The following is a 17,592-nucleotide window of genomic DNA, read 5'->3' as shown; positions in this document are numbered from 1 at the left end:
CGATGCCGTGCCTCCCTTCCCCGTCCGCCGTCGTCGCTAGGAGCCCCCGATGAACGCGGTCCTCATCGCCCTCCTGGTGCTGCCGCTGCTCGGCGCCGCGCTCACCCTGGCCCCGGTGTTCGGCGCGGACCCGGCCGCCGCCGACCGGCGAGCGCTGCGCTTCAGCACCGTGGTGACCGGCGCCGTCCTGGTGCTCACCCTCGTCCTGGCCGCCGGCTTCGACCACGACGAGCCCGCCCTGATGCAGGCCACCACCGACGTGTCCTGGATCCCGGCCATCGGCGTGCGCCTCCACCTCGGTGTGGACGGCGTCTCGCTGCCGCTGATCGTCCTGACCTCGCTGCTCACCTTCCTCTGCGCGCTCTACTCGGAGCGACGGCTGCCGTCCGGTGAGGCCCGGGGCGGAGCCCCCGACGCCGACCGTCCCTCGGCCCGGGCCTTCGCCGGGCTGTTCCTCCTCCTCGAAGTCGGCATGCTCGCCACCTTCGCGGTGCTGGACCTCCTGCTCTTCTTCCTGGCCTTCGAGATCGTGCTGATCCCGATGTACTTCCTGATCGCCCGCTGGGGCAGCGGGGCGAAGGTGCCGGCCGCCAACCGCTTCATCCTCTACACGCTGCTCGGCTCGGCCGTGATGCTGCTCGGCTTCCTGCTGGTCGGCGGCAAGGCGGGCACCTTCGACATGCAGGCCCTCGCCGCCGCCCACGGCTCCGGCCTGAGCCACTCCACCCAGGTGATCGCCGCGCTGGCGATCATGGTCGGGCTCGCGGTGAAGGCTCCCGCCTGGCCGCTGCACAGCTGGCTCCCGGACGCGCACACCGCGGCGCCGACCGTCGGCTCCGTGCTGCTCGCCGGCGTGCTGCTGAAGATGGGCACCTACGGCCTGGTCCGCGTCCTCCTCCCGGTCGTCCCCGACGGCACCACGACGCTCGCCCCCTACCTGGGAGCGTTCGCCGCCGTCGGCATCGTCTACGGCTCACTGGCCTGCCTCGCGCTCGCGCGGCGCGGCGCCAAGGGCGACCTCAAGCGCCTGATCGCCTACTCCTCCGTCGGCCACATGGGCTTCGTCCTGCTGGGCATCGCCTCCCTCACCCCGGTGGGCGTCAACGGCGCGCTGTTCGCGAACATCGCGCACGGTCTGATCACCGGCCTGCTGTTCTTCGTGGTCGGGGCGCTCAAGGACCGCTACGGGACGGCGGACCTCGACACCCTCTCCGGCGCCACCGGCGCCGCCCTCTACGGGCGGGCACCACGGCTCGGCGCGCTGCTCGCCTTCGCCGCCGTCGCCAGCCTCGGCCTGCCCGGACTGGCCGGCTTCTGGGGCGAGCTGCTCGCGATGTTCGGCGCGTTCGACCCGGCCGACGGCCTCTCGCGCCCCGCGTTCGTCACCTACATGGTCCTGGCCGGCCTCGGCACCCTCCTCACCGCCGCCTATCTGCTGATCGTGGTCAAGCGCGTCTGCATGGGCGACCCGAAGCAGCTCGCCCCGGTGGCCGAGCTCGCCGACCTGCGCCCGTACGAGGCCGTCAGCTGGACGCCGCTGGCCGCCCTCACCCTGCTCGCCGGTCTCTGGCCCGCGCTGCTGCTCGGCCTCTCCGACCCCGCCGTCAAACACCTCCTCGGGGGTGGCTGATCATGCTCGGCACCGCACTCGGACCTCACTCCACGGGGCAGACCACTGTGACCTCCCTCGCCGTCCCCAACCCGGGCAGCCTGATCCAGTCCGTGGACTGGGTGGCGATCGCGCCCCCGCTGATCGCCGCGCTGGCCGCGCTCGCCGTGCTGGTCACCGACCTCTTCCTGCCCGCGCAGCACAAGCGGTGGCTCGGCCGGCTCACCGCCGCCGGGCTCGCGCTCGCGCTCGTCTCGCTCCTCCCGCTCACCGGGGGATCACCCCGGGCCACCTTCTGTGCGCAGAACGTAACAGGAGCCACTGACAACGGTGGCTGCTCGTACGTCGCCGACCACTTCGCCCTGGTCTTCCAGCTGCTCGCGCTCGGCGGCGCGCTGATCGCCGCGCTGCTGTCCGCGCACACGGTGGACGAGGAGAAGCTGCCCGGCGGCGAGTACTGGTTCCTGCTGCTCTCCAGCGCCACCGGCGCCGCCCTGCTGCCCGCCTCCCGCGACCTCGCCACCCTGGTGATCGCCCTGGAGGTGGCCTCGCTGCCCGCCTTCGCCCTGGTCGCGCTGCGCCGGGACGGCCGGGGCGCCGAGGCCGCGCTGAAGTTCTTCCTCTCCTCCGTCACCGCGACCGCCGTGATGCTGCTCGGCATCGGCTTCGTCTACGCGGCGAGCGGCAGCCTGCACCTGGGCGCCGTCGCCACCGGCCTGGAACAGGCGCCCGCGCAGCTGAAGCCGCTGGCCGAGGCGGGCGCCGTGCTCACCCTGGTCGGCTTCGCCTTCAAGGTCGCCGCCGTCCCCTTCCACTTCTGGGTGCCGGACACCTACACCGGCGCCCCGCTGCCGGTGGCCGGCTACCTCTCGGTGGTCGGCAAGGCGGCCGGCCTGGCCGGCCTGGCGCTGGCCACCACGATCGCCTTCCGCCCGTACGCGCACACCTGGGGCCTGACGCTCGCGGTGCTGGCCGCCGTCACCATGACGGTCGGCAACGTGGGCGCGCTGCGCCAGCGCTTCGACACCCGGTACAGCGCGGTCCGGCTGCTCGCCTGGTCCTCGGTGGGCCAGGCCGGCTACCTGCTGGTGCCGCTGGCCGCGGCCGGTTACGCGCCCACCGCGACCGACCCGCTGGGCGCCACCGCCGCGTACGCGCTGATCTACGGCGTGGTCAACCTCGGGGCCTTCGGCGTGGTGGCGGCGGTCGGCCGCAGGGCCGGGACCAGCGTGGACGACTTCCGCGGCCTGTTCGCCCGCAACCGCTGGACGGCGCTGGCGCTGGCGTTCTTCCTGCTCTGCCTGGCCGGACTGCCGCCGGGCGTGATCGGCCTGTTCGGCAAGGTGGTGGTGTTCCAGGCCGCCGTCGACGCCGGGCTCGGCTGGCTGGCCGTGGTCATGGCCGTCAATGTGGTCGTCGCCCTGTACTACTACCTGCTCTGGACCGCCCGGCTGTTCGCCCCGGCCCAGGGCGAGGCCGCCGCCGGGGCCCCGGCCGCCGGTCACCGCCTGCCGGTGTCGCTGACCGCCACCCTGGGGCTCACCGCCTCGGCGGCGGTGGTGCTCTCGGTGGCCCCGCAGCTGGTCCTCCAGGTGGTCGGTGGCTCGCTGTTCTGACCCTCCCCGCGGTGTGTGCCGAGGTCGGAGCGGGTGGCCGCGGCCGGCCCGGCCGGGTGTCGCGCTGGTCACAAGGGAACAAGGCCGCCGTCCCCGCCCGTTGACCCGGCAGGAGGGACGAGGCAGAAAGGGCTTCCCCACGCACCATTGGAGGGCCAGCCGTGCACCGCCGGCACAACGGACTGAGGACCGCCGCCCTGCTCGGCGGCCTCTCGGCGCTGATCCTGGTGATCGGCGGCTTCTTCGGACGCACGGGCTTCGTGATCGCGCTGCTGGTCGCCCTCGGCACCAACGCCTACGCGTACTGGAACAGCGACAAGCTCGCCCTGCGCGCGATGCGCGCCCGCCCGGTGAGCGAGATCGAGGCCCCGCAGCTGTACCGGATCGTCCGGGAGCTCTCCACCGCGGCCCGCCAGCCGATGCCCCGGCTCTACATCTCGCCGACCCCGGCCCCCAACGCCTTCGCCACCGGCCGCAACCCGCGCAACGCGGCGGTCTGCTGCACCGACGGCATCCTGCAGCTGCTCGACGAGCGCGAGCTGCGCGGCGTCCTCGGCCACGAGCTGAGCCACGTCTACAACCGCGACATCCTGATCTCCTCGGTGGCCGGGGCGCTCGCCTCGGTGGTGATGTTCCTGGTCAACTTCGCCTGGCTGATCCCGTTCGGCCGCGGCGAGGACGACGACGGGCCGGGCCTGTTCGGGATGCTCGCGATCATGATCCTCGGCCCGGTCGCGGCCTCGCTGATCCAGCTGGCCGTCAGCCGCTCCCGCGAGTACCAGGCCGACGCCGACGGCGCCCGGATCACCGGCGACCCGCTCGCCCTGGCGAGCGCGCTGCGCAAGCTGGACGCCGGCACCCGGCAGCTGCCGCTGCCCCCGGAGCCGCAGATCCAGACCGCCAGCCACATGATGATCGCCAGCCCCTTCCGGCCCGGCGAGGCCGGCGCGAAGCTCTTCTCCACCCACCCGCCGATGGCCGAGCGGATCGCCCGGCTGGAGCGGATGGCCGGGCACCGGGCCTAGGGTCCACGCCGGGCGGCCCGCCGTCAGCCGGTGACCTCCTCGAAGGCCAGCCGCAGCCGGTGGACGCCCTCCACCACCTGGGCGGAGCTCTCGGCGGCCGCGTAGCTCATCCGCAGGTGCGGGGCCGGCGGCTCGGCCGCGTGGTACGGGCGGCCGGGCGTCACCTGGACGCCGGCCCGCAGCGCGGCGGCGGTCAGCGCGCCGTCGTCGACGCCGTCCGGGAGGCGCAGCCACAGGTGGTAGCCGCCGGGCCGGTACGCGCCGAGCGTGCCCGGCAGCTCCCGGTGCAGGGCGGCGACGGCGGCGGTGCGGCGGTTGCGCAGCTCGGTGCCGAGGGCCCGCAGATGGCGCGCCCAGCCGGGGTCGGCGACCAGTTCCAGCGTCGCCTCCTGCAGGGGCCGGGGCACGAAGAAGCTGTCCACCACCTGGGTCGCCCGCAGCCGGGCGAGCGCCGGCCCGCGCGCGGTGAGCGCGCCGACCCGCAGGTTGGGCGAGGCGGCCTTGGTCAGCGAGCGCAGGTGCACCACCACCCCGTCGCGGTCCTCGGCGGCGAGCGGGCGCGGCAGCGCGGGGGCGTCCGGGTGGACCAGCAGCCGGGCGAAGTCGTCCTCGACGACGAACGCGCCCGCCGCCCGGGCGATCCGCAGCACCTCGCCGCGGCGTTCGGGGGAGAGCACCGCGCCGGTCGGGTTCTGGAACAGCGGCTGGCAGACGAAGACCCGCGCCCGGGTGGCGGCGAAGGCGTCCGCCAGCAGGTCGGTGCGCACGCCGTCGGCGTCGACCGGTACCGGGACGGGCCGCAGCCCGGCCGCCCGGACCACCGCCAGGATCCCCGAGTACGTCGGCGACTCCACCAGGACGGGGGCGCCGGGCGCGGCGAGCGAGCGCATCGCCACGGTGAGCCCGCCCTGCCCGCCCGCGGTGATCAGGACGTCCCCGGTGCCGATCGGCCCGCCGTGGCCGCCGATGTCGCGGGCGAACCAGCCGCGCAGCTCGGTGAGGCCGTCGGTGGGCGGGCGCTCCCAGGCGCCCGGCCGCCGTCCGGCCCGGGCGAGGGCGGCGGCGAGCAGGCGCTCGGGCAGCAGCGAGGCGTGCGGGTAGCCGGCGTTGAGGTCGATGACGTCGGGCGGCGGCACGCGCAGGGTGGCGAACACCGGGGCGGCCAGCAGGTCGCGCGGGCCGGTGTCGCTGCTGAGCGCGAGCTCCTGCCAGGAGAGGTCGCCCGGACGGGCGGCGGGGGCGCCCGCCGCGGCTCCCGGGCCGCCCGCGAAGGCCGCCGCCCGGAACACCCCGGCGCCCGGGCGGGTGACCACCAGGCCCTCGGCGGCCAGGACGGCGATGGCGCGGGAGACCGTCCCCGGGCTGACCTGGTGGCGCTCCCTCAGGGCCCGGCTCGACGGCAGCTTCCGCCCTTCCGGGTAGCGCTCCACCTCGCGGCGCAGGCTGTCGGCGAGTTCGGCCACACTGCTACGCTCGGTCATGAGAGCACAAGATAGCGCTACGCACCCCTTGGCGGTAGCGGCACGACCCGCTACGGCGCCCGCCCCGACGGGGGCCCCGGGCACCGTCCTGGCCGCCCTGGGCGTCCTCTCCTTCTCCTTCAGCTTCCCCGCCACCGCCTGGGCGCTGACCGGCTTCGGCCCCTGGACGGCCACCGGTCTGCGCGGTCTGCTCGCCGGTCTGCTCGCCGCCCTCTGCCTCACGGCCGCCCGCGTCCCGCTGCCCGAACGCCGCCACTGGCCCGGCCTGCTGGTGGTCTCGGCCGGCTGCGTGCTCGGCTTCCCGCTGCTCACCACGCTGGCCCTGCGCACCTCCTCCACCGCGCACTCGGCCGTCGTCATCGGCCTGCTGCCGCTGGCCACCGCCGCCGTCGCCGCCCTGCGCTCCCGCCGGGACGGCCGCCGCCCGTCGCGGCTGTTCTGGGGCGCGGCGCTGGCCGGGGCGGTGGCGGTGCTGGGGTTCACCCTGCTGCAGAGCCACGGGCGGCCCGGCCCGGCCGACCTCTGCCTGGGCGCGGCGCTGCTGGTCTGCGCGGCCGGGTACGCGGAGGGCGGGCGGATCTCCCGGGAACTGCCCGGCTGGCAGGTGATCGGCTGGGCGGTGGTCGCCGCGCTGCCGGTCACCGCGCTGACCACGGCCCTGGCGCTGCCCGCCGAGCCGGTGCACCTCGGGGCGAAGGCGGCGGCCGGACTGCTGTACACGGCGGCCGTCTCGCAGTTCGGCGGCTTCGTGGTCTGGTACCGGGGGATGGCGCTGATCGGGGTCCCGAGGGCGAGCCAGCTCCAGCTGGCCCAGCCGCTGGTCACCCTGGTCTGGTCGGTGCTGCTGCTCGGCGAGGACCTGCCGGCCGCGGCCCCCGTGACCGCGGTGGTGGTGCTGCTCTGCATCGCGTTCACCCAGCGGGCCCGGGCCTGAGGCCGGGCACGGCGCCGCCGCCCGGCCCCGTACGCGGTACGGGGCCGGGCGGCGGACGGGATCAGTGACCGGCCCGTGCGGGCCGGTAGACGCACAGCGCCCAGATGATGAAGACGTCCAGGGCGATCACCACGATCGACCAGCCCGGGTAGTACGGCATCGACAGGAACGCGTCGATGGCGCTCACCGCGGTGAGGACGATACCGGCGTACCGGGCCCAGCCGGCTCCCTTGAGGAGGAAGGCGCCGACCAGCGCGACCAGCGCGCCGACGACGATGTGGATCCAGCCCCAGCCGGTGAGGTCGAACCGGAACACGTAGCGGTTGGTGGTCAGGAAGACCTCGTCATCGTGGACCGCCATGATGCCCCGCAGCACCTCCATGATGCCGTTGATCAGCATCAGGACGCCCGCGAACACCACGAAGCCGGGAGCCCACTCGCGGAACCCGTGGTGCGAGGCCGGCGGTGGCGGCTGGCCGGTGCCGGAGCGCCAGGGCGGGGGCTGGTCCGTCGGCGGCTGCTCCGGGGGCGGTTGGCCGGGCGGCGGGGACGACGTGCTGCTCATGGGTTCCTCCAGGACCGGACGCCGGGGCCGGTTGGGCACTCCCGGACAGGTGTTCAAAGAGGCGTGCTGACTTCGACCGTCCAACCCCCGCGGGTGCCGGGCAACCGGGTCGCGCCTGTTCGGGTGACCCGCCCCTGTTCGGGTGACCCGCCCGCGCGCCCCCGTCCGGCGCGGCCGGCCGGCCGGTACTGCTGGTCCGACCCCTGCCCCGGACCCGGAAGGCGCAGCGCGTGACTCTCCTGCCGAAGGACACCGCGGAGCAGCAGCCCCCGCACCCGTCGCGCACGCCCCGGCTGGAGCGCCACCGCGCCGCCGCCCGCCGCCGGCGCGGCCGGGCCCTGGTCGGCTGGCTCACCACCACCGACCACAAGCGGATCGGCACCCTCTACATCACCACGTCCTTCCTGTTCTTCCTGCTCGGAGGGCTGATGGCGATGCTGATGCGGATCGAGCTGGCCCGGCCCGGGCTGCAGCTGCTCTCCAACGAGGAGTTCAACCAGCTCTTCACCCTGCACGGCACGATCATGCTGCTGATGTTCGCGACCCCGCTGTTCGCCGGGTTCGCCAACTGGATCATGCCGCTGCAGCTCGGCGCCCCCGACGTCGCCTTCCCCCGGCTGAACGCCATCGCCTACTGGCTGTACCTGTTCGGCTCGCTGATCGTCGTCTACGGCTTCCTCACCCCGGACGGCGCGGCCGACTTCGGCTGGTTCGCCTACGCGCCGCTGAACGGCCCGGACCACTCCCCGAGCCTCGGTGCCGACCTGTGGATCATGGGCCTGGCCCTCTCCGGCTTCGGCACCATCCTCGGTTCGGTCAACTTCATCACCACGATCGTCTGCTTCCGCGCGCCCGGGATGACGCTCTTCCGGATGCCGATCTTCGTCTGGAACATCCTGCTCACCGCCGTGCTGGTGCTCTTCGCCTTCCCGGTGCTGGCGGCCGCGCTGCTCTGCCTGGAGTCGGACCGGCGCTTCGGCTCGCACGTCTTCGACGCGGCCAACGGCGGGGCGCTGCTCTGGCAGCACCTCTTCTGGTTCTTCGGGCACCCGGAGGTCTACATCATCGCGCTGCCGTTCTTCGGGATCGTCACCGAGATCATCCCGGTGTTCAGCCGCAAGCCGATCTTCGGCTACTCCGGGCTGATCGGCGCGACCATCGCCATCACCGGCCTGTCGATCACCGTCTGGGCGCACCACATGTTCGTCACCGGGCAGGTGCTGCTGCCGTTCTTCTCGATCATGACGATGCTGATCGCGGTACCCACCGGGGTGAAGTTCTTCAACTGGATCGGCACCATGTGGCGCGGTTCGCTGAGCTTCGAGACGCCGATGCTGTGGGCCGTCGGGTTCCTGGTCACCTTCCTGTTCGGCGGGCTGACCGGGGTGCTGCTGGCCGCGCCGCCGATCGACTTCCACGTCTCCGACTCGTACTTCGTCGTCGCGCACTTCCACTACGTGGTGTTCGGGACGGTGGTCTTCGCGATGTTCGCCGGCTTCCACTTCTGGTGGCCCAAGTTCACCGGCCGGATGCTCGACGAGCGGCTCGGGCGGATCCACTTCTGGACCCTCTTCGCCGGCTTCCACGCCACCTTCCTCGTCCAGCACTGGCTCGGCGCCGAGGGCATGCCCCGCCGCTACGCCGACTACCTGGCCTCCGACGGCTTCACCGCGCTCAACACCGTCTCCAGCATCGGCTCGTTCCTGCTCGGGATCTCCACCCTGCCGTTCCTCTACAACGTCTGGCACACCGCCCGGTACGGGGAGCGGGTCACCGTCGACGACCCGTGGGGCTACGGGCGCTCGCTGGAGTGGGCCACCTCCTGCCCACCGCCCCGGCACAACTTCGTCACCCTGCCCCGGGTCCGCTCCGAGTCGCCCGCCTTCGACCTCCACCACCCCGGGATCGCGGAGATCGACCGGCGGCAGAACGCCCGCGAACCACAAGGCTGATTCCCGGTCCTTTACCTCCTCGTTAGGATGACCGGCATGGCAGAGGACACCGCAGAGGAGACCCACGCCCCGGTGGCCGGCGACCCGCGGGGCCGCCGGCGCGGCCAGGGCGAGCTGGAGGCGCAGGTGCTGGCGGTGCTCCAGCGGGCCCCCGGCCCCGTCACCGCGGGCTGGGTCCAGGAACGCCTCGACGGCGACCTCGCCTACACCACCGTGATGACCATCCTCTCCCGGCTGCACGCCAAGGACGCCGTCACCCGCACCCGCTCCGGCCGCTCCTACCTCTGGCAGGCCTCCTCGGACGCGGCCGGCCTCGCCGCCCTGCGGATGCGCCGGGTGCTCGACGGCGAGCCCGACCGGGACGCGGTGCTCGCCAGCTTCGTGACCGCCCTGCTCCCGCACGACGAGGAGCTGCTGCGCACCCTGCTCGACGGCGCCTGCGCCCCGGCCCCCGATCCCGAAGGCTGACCTCCGCGCCGTGGGCGTCTTCGTCTTCCTCCCCCTCGTCCTGCCGCTGACGGCGCTGCCCATCGCCCGCCTCACCGAGCAGCACCTGCACCCGCGCGGCGCCGCCCGGCTGCTCACCGCGATCAGCATCGTGATGGCCCTGTGCAGCGCGGTCTGCCTGGCCCTGATCGGGGTCGTCGGCACCGCCCAGATCCCCGGCAACCCGCTGCCCGACAGCTGGTCCGACCCCGAGGTCCGGGCCGCGCTGCCGTACCACGAGAGCGTCGGCACGGCGGCGCTGCTCGTCCTCGCCGCCGTCCTGCTCGCCCTCGGCCGCACGCTCACCCGCCACCTGCGGATCCGGGCCCGCGCCCGGCGCGCCCTCGGCCGCGCCCTGCCCGCCTCGTCCGACGTCGCCCTGCTGCCCGACCCGGAGCCGTACGCCTACGCGCTGCCCGGCTCGCCGCGCTCGCCCGGCCGGGTCGTGGTCTCCACCGGCATGCTGGCCGGCCTCGCCGAGGACGAGCGCGCCGCCCTGCTCGCCCACGAGCGCGCCCACCTGACCCACCGGCACCACCGCCACCTGCTGGCCACCCAGCTGGCCGGCTGCGTCAACCCGTTCCTGCGGCCGCTGCAGCGCGCCGTCGCCTACAGCGCGGAGCGCTGGGCCGACGAGGAGTCCGCGCAGGCGGTCGGCGACCGCCGGGTCACCGCCCGGGCCGTCGCCCGCGCCGCCCTCGCCTCGCACCGCCCGCCCGCGGCCTACGCGGCCTTCCCCGCCTTCGCCGCCCCCGGCCCGGTGCCCCGCCGCGTCGCCGCCCTCCTCGGCCCCGTCCCCACCGCCCGCAACTGGCCCCCCGCCCACACCCCCGCCGGCCTCGCCGCCCTCGTCGCCGCCCTCGGCACCGCCGCCTCCGCCCTCTCCGCCCTCAACGCCGCCGTCGCCCTCCTCCTCGTCCTCAAGGCCGTCACCCCGCTGTAGGGCGAGCGCGCCCGGTCCGGAGGGTGGGGTGACGCAGGCTCACGAATGGCCTTCACCGATAGCGCTCCGTGTGCGGGCATGGGCAAATGGTGACAGCCGGTGTTTCCCACCGGATCGAGAATCAACGCCTCGAAAGGGCACCTTCCATGCGCACCATGCACCGTATCCTCGCCGCCTCCGCCATCGTCCTCCCGCTCGCCGTCTGCGGCGCCACCGCCGCCTCCGCCGACGCCGAGGGCGCCGTCCCCGTCGCCCACTTCGACAAGGGCGCCTTCACGGTCGGCCCCGACGGAAGCGCCCTGCACGTCATCGAGGTGAAGTACGGCCCCGACGGTGCCAGCTACTTCGAGGGCACCCTGGTCATCAGCGAGGACGGCGTCTCCGGCTCCTTCGTCGACACCGGCATCGGCCACGCGGAGGGCTGACCGCCCCCGACCACCGCTCCGCGCCGCCCGGGCCACCCGGGCGGCGCGGAGCCGCGTGTCCGGGCGGACCGGTCTCCTCCGTGAGGAGGGGCGGCACCCGGAGCGGTCCCTGAGGTGTGGCCTCCGAGCGCGTGGACACGCAGCTCAGCGGGCATCCGGGTCGTAGGGGGCAGTCGTCGCGCGTGAGAGGGTGCCAGGCATGAAGGTGATCGGATTCCTACTGAATGTGCTCTGGCTGGTCTTCTGCGGGTTCTGGATGGCGGTCGGTTATGTGATCGCCGGCATCATCTGCTGCGTTCTGATCATCACCATTCCCTTCGGCATCGCGTCGTTCCGGCTGGCGGGGTTCGTGATCTGGCCGTTCGGGCGCAAGGCCGTCGAGCGGCCGGACGCCGGGGCTCCGTCGTGCGTCGGGAACGTGATCTGGCTGGTGTTCGCCGGGTGGTGGCTGGCGCTGATGCACCTGATCACCAGCATTCCGCTGTTCCTGTCGATCATCGGGATCCCGTTCGGGTGGGCGAACCTCAAGCTGATCCCGGTGTCGCTGACGCCGCTGGGGCGGGAGATCGTGGCGACGGACGAGCCCTGGGGCGGGCGGTAGCGGACGGGGCGGGAGGGCCGGCGGGTGTTTCCGCCGGCCCTTCGGCGGTTTCAGGCGGTGGCGAGGGTGGTCAGGGTGGTGCGGGCGGTGGTGAGGGAGGTGGTGGCGAGGCCGCGGTAGGGGGTGAGGGCGGGGACGTCGGCGGCGCGGGTCAGTTCGGCGTGGACGAAGCGGAGGTTGGCCTCCGGGACGCCGAGGTGTTCGGTGCACCAGGCGCGCAGGTAGGGGGTCTGGAAGTCGAAGGGTTCGCGCGGGGTGCCGGGGCCGTAGCCGCCGCCGCGGGCGGTGACGGCGATGACGCGGGTGGCGGTGAGGCGGCCGGTGTGGGCGCCGGGGAAGGTGACGCGGTCGATCCAGGCCTTGAGGGCGGCGGGGACCGTGAAGTTGTACATGGGGACGCCGAGCAGGAGCGTGTCGGCCGCGTGGAGTTCGGTGATCAGGGGGTGGGTCAGGGACCACTCGTGGTGCTCGTCGGGAGTGGCCGCGAAGGCGGGGACGTCGGCGAGCGGGACGGGGGCGCCGTGGCGTTCGACGCGGACGCCGAGGGAGGCGTAGCCGGCGCCGATGAGCGGTACCGGGTCGGCGGCGAGGTCGCGGTAGCGGTAGCCGGCGCCGGGGTGGCCGGCCTGCCAGGCCCGGGCGAAGCGGGCGGTCAGGCGGCGGCTGACGGACCGGTCGGCGGGGCTCGCGCTGGAGTCCAGGTGGAGCAGGGTGGGCATCGGGGTGGGCATGAGGGGCTCCCGGTCACCTTCGGGGGGTGGGCATCGTCAACCCCGTGACGGGGACGCGGACGGAAAGGTGACCGATGGACGGGCGCGAGCGGTTGGCGGTGCGGTTCGAGGCCGAGCGGGGGCGGCTGGGGGCGGTGGCGCGCCGGATCCTGGGGTCGACGGCGGAGGCGGAGGACGCCGTGCAGGAGGCCTGGCTGCGGCTGGAGCGGGTGGACGCGGCGGAGCTGGAGAACCTGCCGGGCTGGCTGACCACGGTCGTGTCGCGGATCTGCCTGGACGTGCTGCGGGCGCGGCGGACCGAGCCGGCGGTGGCCGAGGGGGTGGTGGACGGGCCGGAGGCGGAGGCGGAGCTGGTCGACGAGGTCGGCCGGGCGATGCTGGTGGTGCTGGACCGGCTGGGGCCGGCCGAGCGGGTCGCCTTCGTGCTGCACGACGGCTTCGCGGTGCCGTTCGAGGAGATCGGGCCGATCGTCGGGCGGAACACGGCGGCCGCCAAGAAGCTGGCGAGCCGGGCCCGGCAGCGGGTCAAGGGGGCGCCGGCGGAGCGGGGGACGGGCGAGCGCACCGTGGTGGAGGCGTTCCTGGCCGCCGCCCGCGGCGGCGACCTGGACGCGCTGCTCGCCGTGCTCGCCCCGGACGTGGTGCGCCGGGCCGACCCGGCCGCGCTGCCGGCCGGCCGTCCGGCGGTGCTGCGCGGCGCCGACGCGGTGGCCCGGGAGACGCGGGTGATCGGGCGGCGGGCGCGGTTCGGGGTGCCGGTGCTGGTGGACGGCGCGGTCGGCGCGGCGATCGCGCCGGACGGACGGCTGCGGCTGCTGCTGCGGTTCACCGTGCGCGACGGCCGGGTGGCCGCCTTCGAGGTGGTCGCGGACCCGGCACGGCTGGCGGCGGCGGCGGTCGGGCCGCTGGAGTGCGGCCCGTGGGTCGGGGAGCCGGAGCGGCGGTGGCGAGCACGATGAGGCGTTGCCGCTCCCGGTGCCCGGTGCGGGCGGCGCGCGGGTCGTCGAGGTCGGCCTCGGTGCCGCCGGCGCCCTCGACGTACATCGCGCGGACCGGGCCGGGCACGGTGCCCGCCCTCTCGACGAGGCGGCCCCGGGGGAGCGGACCGGCGGTCCTCCGGTGCGGCTCAGCGCGGCTCGTCGGCGAGCTGGACGATCATCTTGCCGGTGTTGGCGCCGCGCAGCATGCCGAGGAAGGCGTCCACGACGTGCTCGAAGCCCTGGACGACCGTCTCGTCCGAGGCGACGGCCCCGGAGCGCAGGTGCGGGACGAGGAAGTCGTACAGCCCGGGGCGGGCGTCCAGGTGGTCGCGGACCAGGAAGCCCTCCAGCCGCAGGCTCTTGCCGACCACGTCGAACAGGTTGCGCGGCGCGGGCGGCGGGGCCTGGAGGTGGTTGTACTGGGCGACCGCCCCGCACCAGGCGATCCGGCCGTGGTCGCGCAGCGCGCCGATGGCGGCCTCCAGGTGGTCGCCGCCGACGTTGTCGAGGTAGACGTGCAGGCCGTCGGGCGCGGCCTCGCGCAGCCGGTCGGCGATCGGGGCGTCGTGGTAGTCGAAGGCGGCGTCGAAGCCGAGGTGTTCGGTGAGGTGGCGGACCTTGGCGGCGGACCCGGCGCTGCCGACGATCCGCCCGGCGCCGAGCAGGCGGGCGATCCGGCCGGCCGCGGTGCCGACGCCGCCCGCGGCCGCCGAGATGAAGATCGTCTCGTCGGGCCGCAGCCGGGCGATCCGGGTCAGGCCGACCCAGGCGGAGAGCCCGGTGCCGCCGAGGATGCCGAGGTGGGCGCTGAGCGGGACGCCCGCGAAGTCGGGCAGGACGGTGGTCTCCTCCGCGGTGACCACGGAGAGGGTGCGCCAGCCCCGGCGGTGGTGGACGAGGGTGCCGACGGGCAGCGCGGGCGTGCGGGACTCGACGACCCGGCCCAGGGTGCGGCCCTCCAGCGGGGCGTGCAGCCGCCAGCCGCCGGTCTCGTCCATCTCCTCGCGCATGTACGGGTCGACGGACTGGTGGATGTTCTCGACCAGCGCCTCGCCGTCGGCCGGTGGCGGGACCGTCTCGTCGAGGAAGGCGAAGTCGTCGGCGGTGGGCTCGCCGTCCGGGCGGGAGACGAGGTGGACGACGCGGGCGGTGGGGCGGGACACGGTGGGCTCCAGGGTTCAAGGGTTCAAGGGTTCAAGGGCTCGAGGCGGATGCCGGCGGGCGGTGGTGATCACCGTAGGGAGCGGGGCGGGGGCCGGGCAGGGGCCCGCGTCGATGGACGGGGACGTTCCATGAACGGGATCGATGGATCCGGTAGCGTCGCCGCCATGACCGATCTCGCCCCGCACGAGCTGCGGGTCCTCGTCGCGGTGGCCGAGGAGCAGGGGTTCACGGCCGCCGCCGCGCGCCTGGACAGCAGCCAGTCCGCCGTCTCGCACGCCGTGCGCGCCAGCGAACGGAAGCTCGGCGCGGTGCTGTTCGAGCGCGGGCGCCACGGCGCGCGTCCCACCGAGGCGGGCGAGCGGGCCGTCGCGTACGCCCGGCGGGTCCTGCGGCTGCTGGCCGCGATGGGCCCGGAGGTCCGGGCGGCCGCGGCGGGCGACGCGGCGGGGGAGGTCGGCGGGGTGCTGCGGATCGCCGCGTTCCGCAGCGTCGCCGCGCACCTGCTGCCGCCCGTCCTGGCCCGGCTGACCGCCCGCCACCCGGGGGTCACGGCGCAGGTGCGGATCGTCCGCGAGATCGGCCGGGGCACCGCCGGCGAGGTCGCCGACGGCCGGGCCGACCTCGGCCTCGCGACCCTCGACCCGGCCGCGCCGCCGCCCGTCCCCGGCCTGGTCGCCGCCCGGCTGTTCGAGGAGACGTACGCGCTGGCGCACCCGGCCGGTCACCCGGCGCCGCGCGGGCTGCCGCTGGTCGACTGGGACGAGAACTGCGGCTCGTACACCCGCGACTGGTGGGACCGGCAGGACTGGATCCCGCCGTCGACCATCGACGTCGAGGACGACACGGTGGCCGCCTCCCTGGTGTCGCAGGGCCTGGGGATGGCGATCATGCCCCGGACCGCCCTGCTCGGCGCGCCCGCCGGGCTGGCGGTCACCGGCCTCGGGCCGCGCCCGCCGAGCCGCTACGTCGGTTATGTGACGACGCCGGAGCTGGCGGGGACGGCGGCCGTCCGGGCGCTGATCCGCGAGCTGCGGGAGCTGCGCGGCCAGGGGCTGCCCGAGGGACTGACGGCGGTCTGACACCCGGACTCAGCGCGCGGCGGCGGCCACCGGGCGGGTGCGCAGCGCCCAGGCGGCGGCCGGCGCGGCGCAGACCGCGGCGAGCAGCAGCGCCCCGGCCGCCACCACGCCGACCGGCCGCCACGGCAGGACGAGCGGGGCGGGTACGCGCAGCACCGCCAGCGCGGCGTGCAGGGAGCCGAGCTGGACGGCCGCGACCGCGCAGCCGAGCACCGCGCCGACCGCCGTCACCAGCACCGACTCGGCGGTGACCAGGCGGACCACCTGACCTCGGGTCGCCCCGGCCAGGCGGAGCAGCGCGAGTTCGCGCCGGCGGTCGGCGGTGGCCATGAGCAGCGTGTTGGCGAGCGCGATGCCCGCGTAGACGAGGGCCGGGCCGAGCACCAGGACGATCCGCAGCCACGCGATCCGCGGGGACGCCCCGGCGGCGAGCCACTGCTCGCGGGTCAGCACGGCGGCGCCGAACGGCAGGGCGGCGGCGCGGACGCCGGCCGCCCGGGCGGCGGGGCCGAGCCGGACCTCGATCCGGTCGACCAGGGCGCCCGGGGCATTGGCGGCGGTCACGTACAGGCCGTTGTCGCCGAGCCCGTCGCGCAGCACGGCGGCGACCCGCAGGGTCGTCCGGCTGCCGTCGGCGCGGACCACCGGGACCGGCTCGCCGACCGTCCGGTGCCCCCACTCGGCGGGCAGGACGAGGGAGCCGTCGTCGAGGCCGGCCGGCGAACCGGCCAGCAGGGGCAGCCGGGCGAGCGCCGCCAGTCCGGCCGGATCGGTGGTCGCGCGGGCCTCGGAGCGGACCGTCACGCCGTCCGCTTCGACGAGCGAGAGGGCGGTCGGCGCGGTGGCGGAGAGGGCGGCCACGCCGGGAACGGCGCGCAGCGCGGCGAGCAGCGGGCCGCCGTCGGCGCCGGGGGCCGGGACGACGACCAGGTCGGCGGCGGTGCGGGCGCGCGCCTCGGCGGTGCGGGCGGCGCCCACCGTGTCCAGCGCGCCCGCCAGCGCGCCGGTCAGCGCGACCGAGACCAGGACGGGTGCGGCCACCGCCCCCGTCCGGCGCAGCGCCGCGGCGGCGCCGGCCGGCACCAGGCGGCCGGCGTAGCCGGTGACCCGGCGGGGGAGGACGCGGCCCAGCAGGCGGATCAGCGGCGGGGCGAGGAGCGGGGAGAGCAGGCCGGACGCGCAGATCAGCCACATGGGCTGGGTGGTGTACGTCTTGCGGTGCAGCAGGTCGGCGGGGTCGGTGGCGAGCGCGGTGGCGACCGGCGCGAGGAAGGCGAGCAGCAGGCCGAGGCCGGTGAGGAGCCGGCCGGCGGTCAGCACCCCGGTGTCGAGGTCGGCCGTGCGCAGGGCGTCCAGCGGGCCGACCCGTCCGGCCCGCCGGACGGCCGCGGCGACGCCGCCGAGGGCGACCAGCAGGCCGGTCGCGAAGGCGGTGGGCAGCGGCCAGGAGGCGGGGACGAGGGCGAAGCCGGGCGGGGCCATGCCGGCCTCGGACAGCCCCCGGACGAGCGCGGGAGCGCCGAGCCGGCCGAGCAGGCAGCCCGTGGCGGAGGCGGCGGCCCCGAGCAGCAGCGCCTCGGCGAGCACGGTGCGGCGGACCTGCGCGCGGGTGGCGCCGGCCAGGCGGAGCAGGCCGAGTTCGCGGCGGCGCTGGGCGACGGCGTAGGAGTAGGTGGAGGCGACGACGAACGCCGAGACGAACGCACTCACCCCGCCCGCGGTGCCGAGCGCGGCGACCAGCGAGACCAGTTCCTCCCCGCCGGCGGCGCCGCCCAGCGCGGCGGCGAGGCCGAGCAGCATGACGGCGGTCATCGCCACGCCGAGGGCCAGGGCCAGGAAGGCGCCGAGGAGGGAGACCGGGCGGGCCTTCAGGGACGTGAGCGCGATCCGCAGCTTTCTCATGCCGTCCAGCGAACCGCCGCCGGCCGGGCCGGCACAGCAGCCCAGGCGCCACTTCGGACGGTAGGGCGGGCCCTACCCGTAGGGGACGCGGAGGCCGCG

The 17,592-nt window shown here is 75.4% G+C and carries 16 protein-coding genes; 11 read left to right on the top strand and 5 right to left on the bottom strand.

The window, feature by feature from the left end:
* Positions 1 to 49 precede the first annotated feature (49 nt).
* The 3 genes from ABT238_RS02470 (at position 50) to htpX (ending at position 4,250) form a co-directional block, all read left to right on the top strand.
* The gene (locus ABT238_RS02470; protein ID WP_350755292.1) at positions 50 to 1,630 is read left to right on the top strand and encodes a complex I subunit 4 family protein; all 1,581 of its coding nucleotides are present in this window, start codon (positions 50 to 52) and stop codon (positions 1,628 to 1,630) included.
* Between the two features lie 2 nt (positions 1,631 to 1,632).
* A complete protein-coding gene (locus tag ABT238_RS02465; RefSeq protein WP_350561733.1) occupies positions 1,633 to 3,225 on the top strand; it encodes an NADH-quinone oxidoreductase subunit N in 1,593 nt (530 codons plus the stop codon).
* Positions 3,226 to 3,386: 161 nt separating this feature from the next.
* Positions 3,387 to 4,250, top strand: coding sequence for a zinc metalloprotease HtpX (gene htpX, locus ABT238_RS02460; RefSeq protein WP_350755290.1), 864 nt, complete (start codon positions 3,387 to 3,389; stop codon positions 4,248 to 4,250).
* A gap of 23 nt (positions 4,251 to 4,273) precedes the next feature.
* Here htpX and ABT238_RS02455 read toward each other — a convergent pair whose 3' ends face one another.
* Complete coding sequence (locus tag ABT238_RS02455) at positions 4,274 to 5,731, bottom strand: aminotransferase-like domain-containing protein (RefSeq protein WP_350561737.1); 1,458 nt, start codon at positions 5,729 to 5,731, stop codon at positions 4,274 to 4,276.
* Here ABT238_RS02455 and ABT238_RS02450 point away from each other — a divergent pair.
* Positions 5,730 to 6,665 (top strand): DMT family transporter, encoded by a 936-nt coding sequence (locus ABT238_RS02450; RefSeq protein ID WP_350755288.1) that lies wholly within the window; start codon positions 5,730 to 5,732, stop codon positions 6,663 to 6,665. The genes ABT238_RS02455 and ABT238_RS02450 overlap by 2 nt on opposite strands.
* Positions 6,666 to 6,726: 61 nt before the next feature.
* On the opposite strand, the gene ABT238_RS02445 is transcribed toward ABT238_RS02450, so the two are convergent.
* Positions 6,727 to 7,230 carry a DUF7144 family membrane protein gene (locus ABT238_RS02445; RefSeq protein WP_350561741.1) on the bottom strand — a complete coding sequence of 168 codons (504 nt, stop codon included), beginning with the start codon at positions 7,228 to 7,230 and terminating at the stop codon, positions 6,727 to 6,729.
* Between the two features lie 293 nt (positions 7,231 to 7,523).
* Here ABT238_RS02445 and ctaD point away from each other — a divergent pair, with 293 nt between their 5' ends.
* The 5 genes from ctaD to ABT238_RS02420 all read left to right on the top strand — a co-directional run bounded on the left by ctaD (position 7,524) and on the right by ABT238_RS02420 (position 11,637).
* Entirely contained in the window at positions 7,524 to 9,182 is a 1,659-nt protein-coding gene (gene ctaD / locus ABT238_RS02440; RefSeq protein WP_350561963.1) for an aa3-type cytochrome oxidase subunit I, read from the top strand.
* A gap of 36 nt (positions 9,183 to 9,218) precedes the next feature.
* Positions 9,219 to 9,650, top strand: coding sequence for a BlaI/MecI/CopY family transcriptional regulator (locus ABT238_RS02435; protein ID WP_350561743.1), 432 nt, complete (start codon positions 9,219 to 9,221; stop codon positions 9,648 to 9,650).
* Between the two features lie 10 nt (positions 9,651 to 9,660).
* Positions 9,661 to 10,611, top strand: a complete 951-nt coding sequence (locus ABT238_RS02430; protein ID WP_350561745.1) for a M48 family metalloprotease — start codon at positions 9,661 to 9,663, stop codon at positions 10,609 to 10,611.
* Positions 10,612 to 10,766: 155 nt separating this feature from the next.
* A complete protein-coding gene (locus ABT238_RS02425; RefSeq protein WP_350561747.1) occupies positions 10,767 to 11,036 on the top strand; it encodes a hypothetical protein in 270 nt (89 codons plus the stop codon).
* Positions 11,037 to 11,235: 199 nt separating this feature from the next.
* Entirely contained in the window at positions 11,236 to 11,637 is a 402-nt protein-coding gene (locus tag ABT238_RS02420) for a YccF domain-containing protein (protein ID WP_350561749.1), read from the top strand.
* 50 nt (positions 11,638 to 11,687) lie between these two features.
* Here ABT238_RS02420 and ABT238_RS02415 read toward each other — a convergent pair whose 3' ends face one another.
* Positions 11,688 to 12,368 carry an FMN-dependent NADH-azoreductase gene (locus tag ABT238_RS02415; RefSeq protein ID WP_350755286.1) on the bottom strand — a complete coding sequence of 227 codons (681 nt, stop codon included), beginning with the start codon at positions 12,366 to 12,368 and terminating at the stop codon, positions 11,688 to 11,690.
* 74 nt (positions 12,369 to 12,442) lie between these two features.
* On the opposite strand from ABT238_RS02415, the gene ABT238_RS02410 reads away from it, so the two are divergent.
* Positions 12,443 to 13,327, top strand: coding sequence for a sigma-70 family RNA polymerase sigma factor (locus ABT238_RS02410; RefSeq protein WP_350561753.1), 885 nt, complete (start codon positions 12,443 to 12,445; stop codon positions 13,325 to 13,327).
* Positions 13,328 to 13,494: 167 nt separating this feature from the next.
* Here the strand turns inward: ABT238_RS02410 and ABT238_RS02405 are convergent, their stop codons facing one another.
* Positions 13,495 to 14,511 carry an NADP-dependent oxidoreductase gene (locus ABT238_RS02405; protein WP_350561755.1) on the bottom strand — a complete coding sequence of 339 codons (1,017 nt, stop codon included), beginning with the start codon at positions 14,509 to 14,511 and terminating at the stop codon, positions 13,495 to 13,497.
* A gap of 165 nt (positions 14,512 to 14,676) precedes the next feature.
* Between ABT238_RS02405 and ABT238_RS02400 the strand changes: the two genes are divergently transcribed.
* Positions 14,677 to 15,591: a LysR family transcriptional regulator gene (locus ABT238_RS02400; protein WP_350561757.1), complete on the top strand. Its 915-nt coding sequence runs from the start codon at positions 14,677 to 14,679 to the stop codon at positions 15,589 to 15,591.
* Between the two features lie 9 nt (positions 15,592 to 15,600).
* Here ABT238_RS02400 and ABT238_RS02395 read toward each other — a convergent pair whose 3' ends face one another.
* Positions 15,601 to 17,493, bottom strand: a complete 1,893-nt coding sequence (locus ABT238_RS02395; RefSeq protein ID WP_350755284.1) for an FtsX-like permease family protein — start codon at positions 17,491 to 17,493, stop codon at positions 15,601 to 15,603.
* Positions 17,494 to 17,592 lie beyond the last annotated feature (99 nt).

The organism is Kitasatospora sp. NPDC001527 (genome assembly GCF_040298605.1).
Lineage (GTDB): Bacteria > Actinomycetota > Actinomycetes > Streptomycetales > Streptomycetaceae > Kitasatospora.
The sequence above is the reverse complement of the archived record's forward strand: the minus strand, read 5'-3'. Positions and strand labels throughout refer to the sequence as shown.

What these genes read in the sequence shown, in the direction of transcription:
- ABT238_RS02445 (WP_350561741.1), bottom strand. Translation starts at nt 7,230, where the DNA reads ATGAGCAGCACGTCGTCCCCGCCGCCCGGCCAACCGCCCCCGGAGCAG.
- ABT238_RS02450 (WP_350755288.1), top strand. Translation starts at nt 5,730, where the DNA reads ATGAGAGCACAAGATAGCGCTACGCACCCCTTGGCGGTAGCGGCACGA.
- ABT238_RS02455 (WP_350561737.1), bottom strand. Translation starts at nt 5,731, where the DNA reads ATGACCGAGCGTAGCAGTGTGGCCGAACTCGCCGACAGCCTGCGCCGC.
- ABT238_RS02420 (WP_350561749.1), top strand. Translation starts at nt 11,236, where the DNA reads ATGAAGGTGATCGGATTCCTACTGAATGTGCTCTGGCTGGTCTTCTGC.
- ABT238_RS02400 (WP_350561757.1), top strand. Translation starts at nt 14,677, where the DNA reads ATGACCGATCTCGCCCCGCACGAGCTGCGGGTCCTCGTCGCGGTGGCC.
- ABT238_RS02465 (WP_350561733.1), top strand. Translation starts at nt 1,633, where the DNA reads ATGCTCGGCACCGCACTCGGACCTCACTCCACGGGGCAGACCACTGTG.
- ABT238_RS02470 (WP_350755292.1), top strand. Translation starts at nt 50, where the DNA reads ATGAACGCGGTCCTCATCGCCCTCCTGGTGCTGCCGCTGCTCGGCGCC.
- ABT238_RS02425 (WP_350561747.1), top strand. Translation starts at nt 10,767, where the DNA reads ATGCACCGTATCCTCGCCGCCTCCGCCATCGTCCTCCCGCTCGCCGTC.
- ABT238_RS02410 (WP_350561753.1), top strand. Translation starts at nt 12,443, where the DNA reads ATGGACGGGCGCGAGCGGTTGGCGGTGCGGTTCGAGGCCGAGCGGGGG.
- ABT238_RS02435 (WP_350561743.1), top strand. Translation starts at nt 9,219, where the DNA reads ATGGCAGAGGACACCGCAGAGGAGACCCACGCCCCGGTGGCCGGCGAC.
- ABT238_RS02395 (WP_350755284.1), bottom strand. Translation starts at nt 17,493, where the DNA reads ATGAGAAAGCTGCGGATCGCGCTCACGTCCCTGAAGGCCCGCCCGGTC.
- ABT238_RS02415 (WP_350755286.1), bottom strand. Translation starts at nt 12,368, where the DNA reads ATGCCCACCCCGATGCCCACCCTGCTCCACCTGGACTCCAGCGCGAGC.